This is a genomic window from Sorangiineae bacterium MSr11367, assembly GCA_037157805.1.
GTDB lineage: Bacteria > Myxococcota_A > Polyangia > Polyangiales > Polyangiaceae > Pendulispora > Pendulispora rubella.
The window spans coordinates 3380063-3396344 of record CP089983.1; the positions used below are offsets into that span (position 1 = coordinate 3380063).

Sequence of the window (16282 nt, forward strand, 5' to 3'; positions counted from 1 at the left end):
CGAGCGCTCCGCCTCGTACTTCGGCGACTTACTCCAGCTCCCGATCGCGGAACCAGCTGGCCCAGTTGAGGAGGACGCGGCGGAGTTTTTCGCGTTCGACGTGGTAGATGCGTTCGCGGCCGCGCTCCTCGACGTGAACCAAGCCGGCGTCCTCGAGGACGCGCAGGTGGCGTGTCGTCGTGGGCCATGCGCAATCGAAGCGTTGGGCGATGTCGCCGGCGGTCATCGAGCCGCCGCGGAAATTCAGCACCAGCAAGATGAGCCGCCGCTGGCGATGGGCGAGGGCCTCGAAGACGGCTTCGAGCTCGGCGTCGGCGCGTGCGGTGCGCTCGAACGCGGTATCGACCGTATCGAGTTTGGCGCGCTTCGACTTGGAGGTGGCCACTAGTTCTCGAGTGCCACGAAATTGGGGAACTCCATCGACTCGCAACACAGGGCCATGGGCTCCCAGATGGCGAGCACCTCCGGGTTGCGATGCGCCAGCTCGGACGCCCGAGCGCTCTTCCACGAGACGATCTCCACGATGGTGCGCTCGTCGATGGCCGGGCGAAAGTGGTTCGCACGCTGCCGAAAGCCGCGCAGCCGGATCGGCCGATCTCCGACGATCAAGCCGTGGCGATGCAATGTTGCCCACTGTTGGCCGAGCAGGCGAAGCATCTCCTTTTCCTTACCGGGCTTGACCCGGTAGGTGCAGACGGCCGTGAGGGCTGTGGTCTTGGGCATGAAACACGCTTAGCAGTAGCGCTAAGCGTGTCAATCCCCGCTCCTCACGCGCGTTCCAGCCGGATGATCCCTCCCCACCGGTGTTTTCCCGGACGGCGAGGGTCCACCTCGGGGAGTACGGACTGAAGGAGTCCAAGCATGAAGGGAATGCGCTTGTACCTCTTCGCCTCGCTGGACATGGTGAGGATCTCCCTCGGCTTCCACCCGAGTGACTCGAAGAAGGAGAGGCCATTCGCCGGCCCGAACTTCATGCGGTCGCCCGCGGCGAGGTACGGATCGGTCATTCGCTGCAGCATACGCAGCATGGCCGGTGACGCGAGATCGATGATCCACGAACCCACCTCGTGGCGTTTGGCCAGGTCCTTCGCAATGGCGGTGACGGCGGCATCTTCGAGGTAGATCAAGAAGCCCTCGGTGATGACCAGCGCATTCTTGGCGCCGTCGAGGGCTCGATCGAGGAAGGCCCCGCGCGCGGCACTGTCCGTGAGGTCCACCTTTTCGCGCCGCAGACGGCACACCGGCTTGTCCGTCGACAAGATGCGCTCTTTGCGTTCGACCATCGACGGGAAATCCCCCTCGACCCATTCGAGCAATGCGGGAAGCTGCAGGCGGTACGGCCGTGAATCGAGACCGGCCGCGAGGTTGAGCACACGATCGGCGCCCTCGCGCACGGCGGTGTAGACCAAGTCGTCGATCACCTTGGTCCGTGTGACCATCGGCCACGTGGGCACGGTCTTGGGCACCGCACCTTCTCCCGCGAGGCGGGCGGCGAACGGATCGCGAAAAATAGCGTCGCTCCGCGACGATTCGATGGCCCGATAGGCCGCTACCCAATGGGCGGTGTCCAGCACCGAGGACTCATGGACGTTGCTCATGGATGGTCATTTAGCGTTAACGCTAACCATGTCAAGGTTAGCCTGTGTGCTAAATGTTGTGCGCAGACCTTGAAGCTGCGCCCCCGCGTTCTTTTTAGTCAACGTTCGTCGCTGACGGTCGATGCTTCGTCGCCAGAGGGGCTGGGCGTTTGGCGCTCGAATTGCAGCCACTTCGGCGCCGAATGCACGTGCAGCGCGGCATCGCGCGTGTGCTCTGCGTTCTTACGCTCTTTGAAGACGGTTCCGCTCGCGATTACTTGTCCTCCAGCGAGGATGCGATTCCGGAGGCGTCGTTCGAGCTGCGGGGCGTGACGAACTTCTCGACCATCGAGTTCAAATCCTTGCAGCCGTTCGTCGATACCATCGAGTAGTCCGTGTCCCGAAATGGCGCCGCGGTCATTCTGGGTCGCGGCGCCATGTCCCTTGCCGCGGGGAGGGAAAGGAACAAGGATCGACCCATGCTGAGCAAACACTTCATCGTGCGGCGCGATGTTTGGACCGAACACACGATTGTCACGGAGGAACGTGTCCCGCTTGCGTCGGGGACGGTGGAGCTCGAGATCGACCGGTTCGGGCTCACCACGAACAACGCCACCTATGCGGCGTTGGGCGACTCCTTCTCGTATTGGAATTTCTTCCCGCGGCGGGAGGCAGGGTGGGGGAGCGTCCCGGTGTGGGGCTTCGCCTCCGTGTCCCGTTCCGAGCATCCGGACGTCGCGATCGGGCAGCGCTTCTACGGATATTTCCCGATGTCCACGCACCTGATCGTGCAGCCGCACAAGGTCGACGGCTCGGGCTTCCTCGATGGTGCCGAACACCGGCGCCCGTTGAGCAACGTGTACAACCATTATCGGCTCACGACGACCGATCCCAATTACCGCCCCGACACGGAGCCCCAGCAGGTCATCTTGCGGCCGCTCTTCGGGACGTCGTTTTTTCTCACCGACTTCCTCCAGGCCGAGGGCTTTTTCGGGGCCGGGCAGCTCCTCTTCTCCAGCGCGTCGTCCAAGACGGCGTACGGCACGGCGTTTCTCTTGAAGCGCCAGAGTCCGCGCGACTGCGAGCTCGTCGGCATGACGTCACGCCGCAACGTCGACTTCGTCACGCGACTGGGCCTCTACGATCGCGTGATCACCTACGACGACGTGGCGTCGCTTTCGCCGTCGCGCAAAGCCGTGTACATCGATTTTGCTGGCAGTCGAGCCACGCGTGCCGTCGTGCATCGGCACTTCGGCGATGCGCTCGCGCACAGCAGCGCCATTGGCGCCACGCATGCCGGCGCCCTCGAAACGAAGGGAGAGCCTCTGCCAGGCCCGCCGCCAACGCTCTTCTTCGCACCGGCGCGCATCAAGCAGCGTGCGGAGGATTGGTCGCCGGCGGTCATGTGGCAGCGGGTTGCAGAGGCATGGAACGCCTTCTTGGTTCCCATTTTGGAGCCGTCGCGCGGCTGGCTGCGCATCGAATCGGGGCGGGGCGACGAGGCGGTGAAGCAGCACTACGACGCCATCGTGCGCGGTGAGAGCGCCCCCGAGGAGGGGCGCGTCGTCTCGCTCATGCCGTAGCGAGGCGCTGCCCGCGACCGATGCGGAGCACCAACGCGGAGGCGGCGAGGCAGATGGCACCGGCCACGACCCATGCCGGCGTGTACGTCGAGAGCGTGGTGCGGACGACGCCGGCGCCCAGGGCACCGACTCCCGCACCGATTTGATGGGCGGCGACGACCCATCCGAAGACGATGGGGCCGTCGGCCGCGCCCACCGTTTGCGTGGTGAGGCGAACGGTGGGGGGCACGGTGGCGATCCAATCGAGCCCGTAGAACACCGCGAAGAGCGGAAGGCCGAAAAGGGACATTTCGAACGCCGCGGGCAAATAAAGGAGCGCAAGGCCGCGCAGTCCGTAATACCAAAAGAGCAACCAGCGGCTGTCGAAGCGATCCGTCAGCCAACCGCTCATGGTGGTGCCCACCAGATCGAAGACGGCCATGATCGCGAGCAAGCCGGCGGCGCGCACCTCGGGGATGCCATGGTCCATGCACGCGGGCACGAGGTGCGTGCCCACCAGGCCGTTCGTGGTCGCCCCGCAGATGAAGAAGCTGCCGGCGAGGAGCCAGAAATCACGGTGCTTGGAAGCACGGCGCAGCGCACCAATGGCGTTGGCCAGCGGATTCACGTTCGCCGCCACGTGTTCCTCGGCATCGGGGGCGGCGCCGTAGGGACGCGCGCCCACGTCGGCAGGGCGATCGCGGACCAAAAGCGCGACCAACGGAATGACCGACGCGATGGCGCCGGCCACCACGAGCGACACGGTCCGCCAGCCGTGGCGCGCGACGAGGATGGCAAGCAGCGGCAGAAAGATCAGCTGCCCCGTGGCCGTGCTGGCGGTGAGCATGCCCATCACGAGTCCGCGCCGTGCGACGAACCAACGATGCACGACGGTGGCGCCGAGCACCATGGCGGTGGTGCCGGTTCCGAGTCCCACGAGCACGCCCCAGAAGGTCACCAGCTGCCACGGCGCATGCATCTGCGTGGTGAGCAGCACGCCGGCGGCGATGATCGCCAGTGAGATCAGCGTGGTGCGCCGGATGCCGAACGACTGCATGATGGCGGCGGCAAAGGGCCCCACCAAGCCGTAGAGCACGAGGTTCACCGACACCGCGGAGGAGACCAGGGCCCGGCTCCAGCCGAACTCGCGCTCCAGCGGAACGATGAGAACACTCGGTGTGGCGCGCACGCCCGCCGCGCACAAGAGCACCACGAAAATGACCGCGGCCACGACCCACGCGTAGTGGATCCGTGGCGACCTTGACGGCAAGGACGACATGGGTAGAATTGTTGTATGACCAGTCGTTCAAAAAATGTCAAGGCAGCCGCCCCGCGCGGTCGCCCGCCGAAGCTCGGCACGCGCGAACGCCTTCTTTCGGCGGGCCTCGAGGCGATGCACACCCGCGGCTACCACGCGACCGGCATCGCCGACGTGGTCGAGCGGGTCGAGGTTCCGAAGGGCACATTTTACAATCACTTCGACAGCAAGGAGGCTTTCGGCGCCGCGGTCACCGACGCGTTCTTCTCCGGTGTGCTCGGGGCGCTCGAGCCGTTCGTCGACGACGAATCGCGCTCGCCCCTCGCCCGCGTTCGCGCGTACTTCGAGGCACGCATCGCCGCGAACCGCGGCCGCGGCTACGTCAAAGGCTGCCTGCTCGGCAACTTCAGCCTGGAGTGCACCGACGAGAGCGAGCCCATTCGCGAGCGCCTGCGCGAGCACTTCGAGGTATGGGCGGCACGCCTCGCGGGTTGTTTGGCGGAGGCGCAAGAGTGCGGGGAGCTGCGCCGCGATGTCTCGCCGGATCGCCTCGCACGCTTCCTCATCGGCGGGTGGGAGGGCGCGCTCGTGGCGATGCGTGTAGAAAAGAGCGCCACGCCGCTCGTCGAGTTCGTGGAAAACGCCTTTACCCTGGTGCTGCTGCCGCCTTCTACGGGTCGCTCTGTGAAGAATTGTTGACAGGGCTCGCCGGGAGGACGCTTGGTGTTAAATCACGGGTGTCCATGTTGGAATGGTTTCCCTGGTTGTCTGCGTTGGCCGCGCTCGCGGTCGTCATCCTTGCCGCGTGGTTGCGCGGGCGCTTCTACGCGATGTTTGCGGCCGTGCTCCTGACGATTCACACGCTGGTGTCGTCGGCGCTGGCGCCCTCGTTCGGGGAGCTGCTGCCGCTGTACGCGTATTTCCAGCTTGCTGTGTTCGCGCATTTCGCCTTTCTCACGCGGCCGAACATGCGGCCGGTCTGGTACCGCGCCCTCGTGAGCCTGCCAGCGTCGTTTTTCGCGGCGGGCACCTTCCTCGCGTTGCCCTGGGCCGTGGCGGCTGCGTTCGGCGTGCAGCCTTACGGTTTCTTCATCCCGTACGCGGTGGCGGCGGTGGGGCTCGTGCAGAGCCTCGTGCATCGCTTCGAGGAAATCGACGTGGCGCTGGACGATGCTTCGGCGCCCGCGCTCGCGCGTTGGTCGCTGGGCGCGGCGGACCCGGCATCTCGCCCGTTGCGCATCGTCCAGATCACCGATCCGCACCTGGGACCCTTCATGTCCGAGGCGCGGCTTCGCGACATTGCCACGCGGGCCGTTGCGGCCAATCCGGATCTCGTGCTGCTCACCGGCGATTTTCTCACCATGGAATCGCACGAGGCGCGCGCCGTTCTCGCGCGCGCACTCGCGCCCCTCACGGCGCTTCCCCCGGGGCGTGTGTTCGCCTGCCGCGGCAACCACGATCTCGAGGCTCCCGACACGGTGGAGGGAGCGTTGCAGGATATCGGTGCACGGCTCCTCATCGACGAATCCCAGGTGGTCGACACCCCGGCGGGCCCCGTGCAAATCCTGGGCATCGATTTTCACTTCCGCGATCGCGCCGCACGCACGCGGGCCGCGTGCGCGAGCCATCCACGCATCCCCGGGCACCTGCGCCTCGTGCTGCTGCACGACCCCGGCGCGTTCAAGCATCTACCCGACGGCGAGGCCGATCTCGTGCTCTCGGGCCACACCCACGGCGGGCAGCTCGGGCTTTTGACCTTGGGCCTTCCGCACACCTTCGTGAGCGCCTTCACGGACATCCCCGATCACGGCCTCTGGGCCCTCGGAAGAAATCGCCTCTACGTTCACCGCGGCACCGGCCACTACGGCTTCCCCCTTCGCGTCGGCGTCCCTGGTGAGGAGAGCCTTCTGCGCATTCATCGCTCCGCCGCGACGGGTTAGACCAATTCTCGAATAGAAAGAGAAACCGCCAGGACGCCAAACGAGAGGCGCCAGGATCGCCGAGTGAACCAACCATAAACCCTCATTTGGTTTATTGCCGTTGCCCTCGGAACCCCTGGCGGCCCTGGCGTCCTGGCGGTTTCCTTCTTCACTTTGTAACGCGTGATCCTGGTCGAGGACCGTGCTCGCCGTCTTCTAGACGGGGCCCGATGCGCTAGGGCGGGGGCGTAGGCCGTCCGAGACGACGGTGAAGAGGTGGTGGCGCGCGGCGGCGTCGCCGCCGCGTTGATCGATGGCCACGAAGACGCCGCTGACCAGCGCGAAGACGTCGGCAATCGAGATGTCCTCGCGCACGTTGCCCGCCTGCTGAGCGCGTTCGAGGAGCCCGCCCATGGCATGCCGCAGCTCCGCCCGGGCGTCGGCCAACTCGGTGCTCAGGTCGACACCGGAGCGCGCGAGTGCGTCGACGAAGTCCTTCTTCGTCCCATCGACCATGCGCGCGAGGAACGCGAAGAACGCGTCCCCGGGCTCCGTCGCCTGCACGAGGTCATGCGCATCTTCGACCATGCGCTCCATGCGTCGCCTCACGATGGCCTCGAAGAGTGCCTCCTTCGTTGGAAAGTGACGGTAGAGTGTGCCCACCCCGAGCCCCGCGCGCCGCGCGATCTCGTCGATGGGCACGGCAAGTCCTTCGGCGGCGAACACCGTTTCCGCCACCTCGAGGACCATCTGCCGATTACGCTGCGCATCCGCACGAAGCGGTCTTTTCGCGATCATTGACGAACGGAACCTTCCTAATCAGCGCACCTGAATGTAATCGATGTTCGCGCCCGCGCCTCCGGCGTCATATTGCAACTTGATGGTGGCGCTGGCTGGAATCGACACGCTCACCGTTTTCGTGGTGTAGGTGCCGCTCCAGCTATTCGTCGAGGGGAACTCGACGGTCTGTTTGAGCGAGCCATTCACGTACAGTCCGAGCCGCCCCGGGTTGTTCATCGTGCAATAGCGAATGTCCAGGGTATTGCCCGTGATCGTATTGGAGAACGAAAGCGACGAGCCTTGGCGCAAGTTGACCACTTGGCCCTGATTCGATGCGGCATTGTCTCCCTCGGCATTGCAATTCACCAACGCCGCCTTCTCGCCTTCGTATTTGCCGGTGTCGGGCGGCGGTGTTGCCGGAATGCCCAAGGTGGACGAGGTACCGGATAGATACTTGGCGCCTTGGTTCGCCGTTCCGGAGATGTTCGTATAGGTGTAGTTGCCCAGCGGCTTTGCCGTACGCTCGATGACGTACACGGTATTGGCGGTCGTGGAGAAGCTGACCTCGGCCGCCGCCGTCGTGGTGATCGTGGCATTGTCCGACACGCGCCGTACGCGCAACTCCTGATTGCCCCAAGGATTGACCACCTTGGCGGAGTTGCCGTACAGGCTCTTGATTCCCACGTACTTGATCTCGCCGCTTTCTCGCTCCGAGCTCACGGCAAAGCCGCCCTCGGCATAGAGCGTAAAGCGCCCGACGAAGCTTCCATCGCTGGGAATGGCGGGGAAGACGCGGATTTTGTCGTTGTAGCTCTGCAAGAGCGCTTCGTTCGCCGCCGACAGATGAACGCCGTGGTACTCGAACACGCCGTTCGTGTTGTTCGTGAAGCCATTGGGGTAGTTCTGATACTTCCCGAGCATCAGCTTCATGCCATTGTAGGTCTGGTCACCCAAGCCCAGACGCGCCGCCTGAATGGCATCGTTTGCCCACACGTTGCCGTAGGGGAAAGGTCGATGGTTCCAGGTGTTCAATGCCATTTGATAATCGGATGCCCCAATGCCGGTCACGCTGTACGGCCAGATCAATTCGGCCGCTACGTTCTCGTTGTTGCGTGTTTGCGCAATGGGTGCCTGATGCGGAAGATAATCGGTCCCGTCGTTCGGGTACGGCACCAAGTTGTCCAGCACCGACTGCCATTGCGATCGCAAATTGACATCGAGGCCGAGCGACGACGCTGTTTGAATGGCGATGGGAAACATCTTGCGCACGGCCACCAGATCGGTGACCGCATTTCGTACGTTCCAATACGTCTCGTGGGAATTAGAGACGTCCATGTAATACTTGCCCGCGCCATCGCGCGAAAGCTTCGCCGTGTAGAACTTGGCGACCTCTCGCATGAAGGGATACGCCGTATTGCGTAAGTAATTGCTGTCGTTGGTGTACCGGTACTGCGCAACCATGTTCAGCGCGGCTTCGGTACCCGTGGAATAGATATTCTTCGTATAATCGCTGTTGATCGTCCCCCGCGCATTGCCGTCCCACCCCATGGTCTCCGGCACCCAAATGCCGTCGATGCCATAGCGCGTTTGCGTGTACGACTTCAATGCATTGAAGTTGCGGCTGTGCATGCCATTGAACACCGCCATCATGTCGGCGTGGTTCGACGCGAGGAACGAGTTGTAGACGTCGCGCTGGTTCCAGTACCAGTACGAGTTGCTCCACTTCGTGTTGTCGTTGGTGGCGCGGTACACGCCGTTGATGAAGTGGAACGGATAGTTGCCGTACGCACCGGACGCGATGAGGTACGTGCTCAGGTAATAGACGTTCTCCAGGTAGTCGGCGTCGCCCGATAGGCCGGAATATTGGACGAACGACTTGCGCCAGAGAGCGTGCCACCAATTCTTGTAGTTGTTCAGGGTGGTGGCGTACCCGGTGTTCTTGACCGAGCCGAGAAGACTCTTCGCCTGCGCCACCGAATCGAAATTCGGCGCATTGAGGCGGCTCGCACAGGTGACCCAAATCGTGTAGCTGGACGACGGCGTGATGTTCAGCCGCACCTTGCTACCGGTTACCACCTGCGTGGTGAAACTCGCCCCCTCGACGGTCGCCGCAAGGGTGTAGCCGAAGTGATTCGCGTCGGTCTGACCTCGGCTCAATCCGGCGCCGTTCGCATCGGCGTACGTAGAAACCGTTTTCCACGTGTTCAGATCGGGGACGTCGCCGTTGTTATTGAGGTTGCTCAGATCCCACAGGCTCAAATCGAGCGAGATGGTCTGCACGTTGCCGCGCGAATCGTCGACGTGGATGCCCATCACCTCCGAATTGGGCGAGCCCATGATGGTGACGGTGCGATTCGAATCGTAGCGCGTCGTGAGGACGCCATCGTAGAGCGCGAGGCGTTGCGCAAAGTTCGAGTATCCCGAGTCCATACCCGGGCTCGTGCTCAGGTTGACGAGCCCGGCCGAAAACGCGGTTTGCTCGGAGCTGTCGACGCCGGAGACCTGCATGGTGAGGCCGTTGTTGCTCCACACCATCGCACCCATACGTCCATTGCCGACGGTGAGTCCGTAATCCGGATTGGTGTTGGCCTTGGCGTAGACGATGTCGTGCTTCGACAGGAAGCCGGCGTAGTCCACGTTCAAGCTGCCAGCGCCCGTATCGAACGCGTGCGTCGTGGCGGCAAGTACGTGCTTGCTGTTATTCGTAAATGCGGAGTCGGAGGGCGCGCCCTCGTTGGCGGAGGGCTCGGCGGAACAGGCGAGGAGCAACAAAGTCGCAGGCAGCGAACATCGGCCAAGCCGGAGCTTCATGGGCGCCTTCCTTCCGAACATCGATGACGTATGTCATTGTATTCGGTCGTTCGCGCCCGAGCAACGGCTTTGCCGTGTTACATCTCCGCCGGAACTTGCCAGAGTTTACAATTGGTACTTGTTACAAATTGACAAGTTGATTGTGTTTGTCAAATATGACAATCGCGCTTTGCGTCAGTGCGGCGAGCCTTGCGCACTCCATTGGGGCGTCGCGTCGTCCGTCGAGGCGGCGTCTTCACGGCCGAAGAACCACAGGGTGGCCGATGCGGCAAAGGTGAGGAGGCCACCTGCGACGAGGGCGCCCGAGACGGAGAATCCGTCCACGATGCTGCCGCCGAGCAACGCACCTGAGGCGATCGCAATTTGGAATGTCGAGACCAGCAGGGCCGAGCCGCTTTCGAAGTCTGCGGGCGCTGCCTTGTAGATCCAGGCCTGCACGACGATGGGCACGGAGCCGAAGGCGAAGCCCCAGAGCGTCGCGAGAACCGTGGCCGCGGTGCGGTTTCCGCCCAGCGCGGGTGAAAGCACGAGTACGGCGCCCAGCAAGAGGGCGGTTGCGGCATAGGCGCCGCGCACGCTTCGCCCGGCGGCGAACTCGCCGAAGAAGGTGCCGAAGAAGCCGGCCGCGCCGTAGGCGAAGAGCACGGCGGTGATCATCTTCTCGTCCATCACCGGGACCTGCTGCAGAAACGGCTTCAAATACGTGTACGCGGCGAAGTGCCCGCCCGCGGTGAACAGCACGGCCACGAGACCGACGCGCGCGTTGCGCACCTTCAGGAGTCCGAGAAGCTGTCCGGCGCGGATGGCTTGCGTGGCGGGCAGCCGCGGCAAAAGGGAAATCTGTGCAAGGAGTACCAACGCTGCGAGGCCGGCGGTGGCGCCGAATACGGCGCGCCACCCGGCGATGGAACCGAGCAACGTGCCCGCGGGGACGCCGCACACCGTGGCGAGTGAAACGCCGATCGCAATGATCGAGGTGGCTCGATTGCCCGATTCCTCCGGGACGAGCCGGCGGCCCAAGGCCATGGCAAAGGTCCAGAAGCCGCCGATGCAAATGCCCACCAGCACGCGACCGGCCAAGAGAACGGAGAAGCTCGGCGCGAGCGCCGCGATGACGTTGGAGGCGATGAGCAGGATCGTCAGCGACCATAGAACGACCCGGCGATCGAGTTTGCCCGCGGCGAGGATCCAAGCGGGCGCGGCAAACGTGGCGACGATGCCGGGGGTGGTGACCATCAGGCCTGCGGTGCCGTCGGAGACGTGCAGGCTTTGGGCGATGTCCGTGAGGAGGCCAATCGGAAGAAACTCGGTGGTGACCATCGCGAAGGTGCCAACCGCGATCGAGGCCACCGCCAACCATGACTGCAAAACGGAACGAGGCTCCATCATTGGGGTAGGAGCCATGTAGTTCCGACCTACCGGTGGTCAAGGTCGTTTTGTAACGACTGCTATGAAATGAAATTTATGCGCTGCACGGGCGAGCCCTAGGGTCCGGTAGCGAGCTTGCGCACGAGGCGATCGAGGAATTCGCGCCCCTCGTTGAAGGATCGCACGAGCACGCGTTCATCCTTGCCGTGCGCGCGCACGTCGTCGATATCGCTGAACTCGCCGGAGATGCCGTAGCAGGCGATGCCTGCGCGGCGTAGGTGCGAGCCGTCGGTGGCGGCGGTGAGCATGACGGGGAGCGTGGGAACGCCGGGCCACATGGAGTTCGTGATGCCCTCGACGGCCTTGAGCACCTCGGGTGCCAACGGCGAGGCCGGTGCTGCGGGCAGGTGGGGAATCATGCGTATCTCGATCTGCGGATCGGCGATCACGCGACGGAGGGTTTCCTCGATGCGCGATTGCTCGGTGCCGGGCAGGATGCGGCAATTGATGGTCGCGCGCGCCGATTGCGGAAGGGCATTTTCGGCGTGCCCGCCTTGCAGCATGGTGGCCACGCACGTCGTGCGCAGGGTCGCGTTGTAGAGAGGATGCTCCGAGAGACGCGCCGCCGCTGCGGGATCGCCGCCCTTGGCCACCGCGGCCATGTCGGCGTTGTGCTCGATGACCGCGAGCCGCTCGAAGAAGGCGCGCGTCGTATCATTGAGCTCCACGGGGAATGCGAACTTGGCGATGCGCGTGAGCGCGTCGGACAAGCGATAGATCGCGTTGTCGCGGCCGGGCAGGGAGCTATGGCCGCCTTTGTTCTTCGCCTCGATTTCCCACGACGTGAAAAGCTTTTCCGACGTCTGCAGCTCGTTGGCGATGTACTTGCCCTTTTTGATCTGGCCGCCGCCGCCCTCGTTCAGCGCAAGCTCCGCGTCGATGAGATCGCGGTGCTTTTCGAGCAGCCAGCGCACGCCGTCGTACGGGCCGCTCTCTTCGCCGGAGGTGAGTGCGAGGATGATGTCGCGGTTGGGGACGATGCCTTCCTTCTTCATCTTCACCAGGTTGGTGACGAAGTTGGCGGCCATGTCTTTGTCGTCGCTGGTTCCGCGCCCGTAGAAGTAGCCATCTTGTTCGCGGAAGACGAACGGGTCGAACGACCAATCTTCCTTCTTGGCCTCGACCACGTCGAGGTGGGCCAGGAGCAGCAGCGGACGCTTTTTCCCGCTGCCACGCAGGCGTGCGACCAGGTTTCCGTGCCGCGGCTCTTCGCCGAGGACGCGGATGTCCGACTCCGGGAAGCCCGCGTTGCGGAGCCGCGCCGCCATGGCCTGTGCCGCCTTGGTGGTGTCGCCCGACGACTCCGAGGTGTTGATCTCGATGAGCTCCTTCAACGTGTCGCGCGCATACGCATCGTACGCATTGGGAGCCCGCGCGGCGGTGGTGCGCGGGGCGGCCTGCGATGTGGAGCCTGCACACGATGCAGCAAGCAGGGAGACGGCGACGGCGAAAAACGGCAGGGTAGGGCGCATCTTGCGCCTACTTTACTGAGCGCGGACGAATTCCACTATGGATTCGATGTCGGCGGCGGCCAGGCGATCTTCGACCAAAACGGGCACGCGGGTGCGGAGGTTGCGATGGATGGCATCGATGCGAGATGGCACGTCGGGCACTGGCTTCGCGAGCGAACGAAGGTCGATGGCTTGCGCAGCCGTGATGAGCTCGATGGCCAGGACGGTTTCTGCCAGCGCGATGGCGCGAACGGCGCGTCGGGCGGCGAGGGCGCTCATCGAGCCATGATCTTCAGTGCCGTTGCTCACCGGGATCGACTGCACGCTGGCGGGGACGCACGCGGTGCGGAGCTCGCCCACGAGGGCGGCGGCCGTGTACTGATGGATCATCAGGCCCGAGTGAAGTCCTGATTTTGCGCGCGGGTGAAGCAGGAACGCGGGCAGGCCATCGTTGAGGGCGGGGTCGAGGAGGCGTGCCGTGCGCCGCTCGCTCATCTGCGCCACGTTGGTCACGGACGTCACCAGCGCATCGAGCACTTCGGCCACGGGGGCGGCGTGCATCACGCCCGAGTTGTTCGTGAGGCTGCCGTCGGCGAGCAGCGTCGGGTTGTCCACCGGGCGATTCAGTTCGGCGCCCAGCACATGCTCGGCCCGCGCGATGGCCGCGCGGAAAGCGCCCGCGACCATCGGGGCGCAACGGGTCGACAGCGGCTCGCGCACGCTGCTCGATGCGATGGCCGGCCGCGGTGAGGCGAGAAGCTCGCGCATGCGGCGGGCACTTTCGGCGCAGGGGTCGTGCTCGTCCTCGAAGAGCCGTGCATCGAGAAAGTCCGTGCGGCTGCGCGCCCCGATCATCGACGATACGGCGGCCATCTCCGCGGTGCGTGCGAGGCGTGCCGCATCGTGCACGGCGAGCGCCCCCGTTCCCAGGGTTTGCGCGGGCCCATTGATCAGCGCGAAGGCGTCGCGCCCCGCGAGCTCCGGCAGCGCGATGCCGTGAGCCTTCATCGCCTCGGCCCCGGGGACGCGTGCGCCCGAGGCGAGGGCCCAGCCTTCCCCCGCGAGAAGGAGGCCTGCGTGCGCCAGCGCCGCGAGATCGCTGGCCCCCACGGAACCGATTTCCGGCACGTACGGGTAGACGCCGCGCTCGAGCATGGCCATGAGCGCACGCACCACTTCGAGCCGCGCACCGCTTCGGCCCCGCGCGAGAACGTTGGCGCGCACCAGCAGCATCGCGCGCACCGCCTCGAGCGACATGGGCGCCCCCGTGCCCGCCGCGTGCGACAGGAGCAAGTTGCGCTGGAACGCGCGATTGTCCTCGCTCGAAAGCGTCTCGCCGTCGAGCGCGCCCACGCCCGTCGTCAGGCCATAGATCGTCGCACCGCGCGCGACGTGGCCGAGCAGGAGCGCATGCCCTCGCGCGATGGCCTTTTCGGCCGGCGGCGTCAGCTCGGCGTGCGCACCATGGCGTGCCACGCGAACCACGTCGTCGAGGGTGAGGTGCGTTCCGTCGAGGGCGACGGCTTCCTGGGCATACGGCAGCGAGAACGCGGTCACCATGGATGCACCGGCGAGTCCTTGGGTCGGAAGGCGAACCGCGCCGCCACCGCGAGGTACCCAGGAAAGACGAATCCGCCGTTGCTCTCGAGCACGGCGCGTCGCCGCGCGCGGTAGACCGCGGGCAGCTCGTACCAGGGAACCCACGGTGCTTCGTGATGCACCACGTGGAGGTTGTTGTTCAGAAAGAGCAAGCTCCAAAGGCGCCCGGCCTCCACGATGCCGACCCGATGCTCGGGGACCATTGCCGGGCGATGCTCGATGAAGGAACGAAGCAACGTGAGTCCGAGCCCGGGGTAGACGAAGAGCAGCACGTATCGCGCGAGCGACACGTGGCACACGAGTCCGAGCCATGCGAACACCACGCCGAGCCCCACGAGGTGCCATAGCCATGCGCGCATGCGCCGGAGCGGGAACGCTCCACGAAGGAGCAGCCGCACCTCACCCAGCACGAACTGCACGATGACCATGGCGGGGCCGAACGCCAAGCGCCCCACCAAGGTGGAGTTCACGTGCAAAAAAGCGCGCCGCAGCGCGCTCATCTCGGACCATGTTTCTTTGCTGACGTAGAACGACTCTGGATCGTCCAGGGGATCGGTCAGATGCGGCGTGCGGTGATGCGCCTCGTGTTGCTCACGGTAGATGCCATAGGGCAGCCATAGACTGAGCGGCATCGATCCGAACCACGCGTTGACCCTGCGCCACGGGGTCGGGTGTCCGTGAATGGTCTCGTGCTGAAACGAGCCGTGCCACGCCACGAGCAGGCCACCGAGCGGTGCCACCAGCCACCACGGAAGAGTTGCGGCATGGGCGGTCAGGATGAGCCATAGCGCGTGAATGGCGAACGCTACAGCAAATGTTGGAAGCTCAACAAGGTAAGTACGACGCGGAAGCGAAGATGGCGGGACCATGAACACAGAGCATATTCAATGAGATAGACCACCTTGCAACGCGCCAATGCGCACAACGAATCGCAGATCAGCACAACATCACGCGCATCGTTTGGTTTCACCTCACAACGTTTGAAAATCCAACAAAATGGGGTAAACAGAGCATTGCCCGATGCGAAGGCAAGAGACCGTTGAGTTATTCCGCACGCGTTTACTAGAGGTCATCGCGCGCACTGGCCTCACGCGCTCGGCCTTCGCGGAGAAGGTCGGAATGGATCGGTCGACGCTCTCGCAGCTGCTCGCGCCGGACAACGATCGCCTTCCACGCGTGGAGACGTTGGCGAGCATCGCGAGCGCCGAACAGGTGAGCATCGATTGGCTGGTGGGCCTCAGCCAAGGGGGACCGCTTGGCGCGGACATCCTTCGCCAATCGGTGCAGGTGGAGCCGGACGCTCCTTCGCCCGCCGACGAGCGTCTCGCGCGATGGCAGGCGGAGGCCGCGGGTTACAAAATCCGCTACGTGCCGACGACGTTGCCGGATCTGTTGAAGACCGATCGCATCATTGCCTACGAGTACCGGCAGTTCGCCACCGTCGACCCGGATCAGAGCCTCGAGCAAAGCCAGGCGAAGCTCGAGCTTCAGCGGCGCTCGGAGTCGGAGATCGAAGTCTGCAACTCCGTGCAAGCCGTCGAAGGCTTCGCCCGCGGCGAGGGGGTATGGCGCGGCCTCGAGCTCGAGGCGCGCAAGGAGCAACTCGCGCGCATGATCGCGCTGGCCGACGAGCTCTATCCCGCCTTTCGCTGGTTTCTCTACGATTCACGGAATCGCTATTCGGCTCCGCTCACCGTTTTCGGCGCCAAACGTGCCGTTGTCTACGTGGGGCAGATGTATTTCGTGTTCAACAGCCTCGACCACATTCGCCACCTGACGAAGCACTTCGACGACCTGATTCGCGCCGCCATCGTCCAGCCGCCCGCGGTCATCGGCCTCCTCGAGCGCTTGCTCCAAGAGCTCAACGAGACCGGGCGCATCACGTAGTAACGGCCGG

At 64.5% G+C, this 16282-nt stretch carries 15 protein-coding genes; 5 read left to right on the top strand and 10 right to left on the bottom strand.

Annotated elements, in window-relative coordinates; genetic code table 11:
* Positions 1 to 28: 28 nt before the first annotated feature.
* Genes LVJ94_13675 through LVJ94_13685 form a run of 3 tightly spaced genes read right to left on the bottom strand, consistent with a single transcriptional unit; the run spans position 29 to position 1598 of the window.
* Positions 29 to 385 carry a metalloregulator ArsR/SmtB family transcription factor gene (locus LVJ94_13675; protein WXB08281.1) on the bottom strand — a complete coding sequence of 119 codons (357 nt, stop codon included), beginning with the start codon at positions 383 to 385 and terminating at the stop codon, positions 29 to 31.
* On the bottom strand, positions 385 to 723 hold the full coding sequence (locus LVJ94_13680) for a hypothetical protein (GenBank protein WXB08282.1): 339 nt from the start codon (positions 721 to 723) through the stop codon (positions 385 to 387). Before LVJ94_13680 ends, LVJ94_13675 begins: the two co-directional genes overlap by 1 nt.
* Positions 724 to 767: 44 nt before the next feature.
* A complete protein-coding gene (locus LVJ94_13685) occupies positions 768 to 1598 on the bottom strand; it encodes an SAM-dependent methyltransferase (protein ID WXB08283.1) in 831 nt (276 codons plus the stop codon).
* 188 nt (positions 1599 to 1786) lie between these two features.
* Here LVJ94_13685 and LVJ94_13690 point away from each other — a divergent pair, with 188 nt between their 5' ends.
* Both LVJ94_13690 and LVJ94_13695 read left to right on the top strand, forming a co-directional pair.
* On the top strand, positions 1787 to 1969 hold the full coding sequence (locus LVJ94_13690; GenBank protein WXB08284.1) for a hypothetical protein: 183 nt from the start codon (positions 1787 to 1789) through the stop codon (positions 1967 to 1969).
* Between the two features lie 87 nt (positions 1970 to 2056).
* Entirely contained in the window at positions 2057 to 3160 is a 1104-nt protein-coding gene (locus LVJ94_13695) for a DUF2855 family protein (protein ID WXB08285.1), read from the top strand.
* On the opposite strand, the gene LVJ94_13700 is transcribed toward LVJ94_13695, so the two are convergent.
* Positions 3150 to 4418 (bottom strand): MFS transporter, encoded by a 1269-nt coding sequence (locus tag LVJ94_13700; GenBank protein ID WXB08286.1) that lies wholly within the window; start codon positions 4416 to 4418, stop codon positions 3150 to 3152. The two genes, LVJ94_13695 and LVJ94_13700, sit on opposite strands and share 11 nt — an antisense overlap.
* A 15-nt stretch (positions 4419 to 4433) precedes the next feature.
* On the opposite strand from LVJ94_13700, the gene LVJ94_13705 reads away from it, so the two are divergent.
* Together LVJ94_13705 and LVJ94_13710 are read left to right on the top strand one after the other, a co-directional pair.
* Positions 4434 to 5096: a TetR/AcrR family transcriptional regulator gene (locus tag LVJ94_13705; GenBank protein WXB08287.1), complete on the top strand. Its 663-nt coding sequence runs from the start codon at positions 4434 to 4436 to the stop codon at positions 5094 to 5096.
* A gap of 44 nt (positions 5097 to 5140) precedes the next feature.
* Positions 5141 to 6337, top strand: a complete 1197-nt coding sequence (locus LVJ94_13710; GenBank protein WXB08288.1) for a metallophosphoesterase — start codon at positions 5141 to 5143, stop codon at positions 6335 to 6337.
* A 195-nt stretch (positions 6338 to 6532) separates the two neighbouring features.
* Here LVJ94_13710 and LVJ94_13715 read toward each other — a convergent pair whose 3' ends face one another.
* The 6 genes from LVJ94_13715 to LVJ94_13740 all read right to left on the bottom strand — a co-directional run bounded on the left by LVJ94_13715 (position 6533) and on the right by LVJ94_13740 (position 15125).
* The gene (locus LVJ94_13715) at positions 6533 to 7114 is read right to left on the bottom strand and encodes a TetR/AcrR family transcriptional regulator (protein ID WXB08289.1); all 582 of its coding nucleotides are present in this window, start codon (positions 7112 to 7114) and stop codon (positions 6533 to 6535) included.
* Between the two features lie 21 nt (positions 7115 to 7135).
* Positions 7136 to 9907: a DUF5010 C-terminal domain-containing protein gene (locus LVJ94_13720; protein ID WXB08290.1), complete on the bottom strand. Its 2772-nt coding sequence runs from the start codon at positions 9905 to 9907 to the stop codon at positions 7136 to 7138.
* 174 nt (positions 9908 to 10081) lie between these two features.
* Entirely contained in the window at positions 10082 to 11296 is a 1215-nt protein-coding gene (locus tag LVJ94_13725) for an MFS transporter (GenBank protein ID WXB08291.1), read from the bottom strand.
* 95 nt (positions 11297 to 11391) lie between these two features.
* Positions 11392 to 12807, bottom strand: a complete 1416-nt coding sequence (locus tag LVJ94_13730) for a M20/M25/M40 family metallo-hydrolase (protein WXB08292.1) — start codon at positions 12805 to 12807, stop codon at positions 11392 to 11394.
* A gap of 12 nt (positions 12808 to 12819) precedes the next feature.
* A complete protein-coding gene (locus LVJ94_13735) occupies positions 12820 to 14346 on the bottom strand; it encodes an aromatic amino acid lyase (protein ID WXB08293.1) in 1527 nt (508 codons plus the stop codon).
* On the bottom strand, positions 14340 to 15125 hold the full coding sequence (locus LVJ94_13740; protein ID WXB08294.1) for a fatty acid desaturase: 786 nt from the start codon (positions 15123 to 15125) through the stop codon (positions 14340 to 14342). The genes LVJ94_13735 and LVJ94_13740 overlap by 7 nt, the downstream gene beginning before the upstream one ends.
* A gap of 379 nt (positions 15126 to 15504) precedes the next feature.
* Here LVJ94_13740 and LVJ94_13745 point away from each other — a divergent pair, with 379 nt between their 5' ends.
* Positions 15505 to 16272 carry a hypothetical protein gene (locus LVJ94_13745; protein WXB08295.1) on the top strand — a complete coding sequence of 256 codons (768 nt, stop codon included), beginning with the start codon at positions 15505 to 15507 and terminating at the stop codon, positions 16270 to 16272.
* Positions 16273 to 16282: the final 10 nt, after the last annotated feature.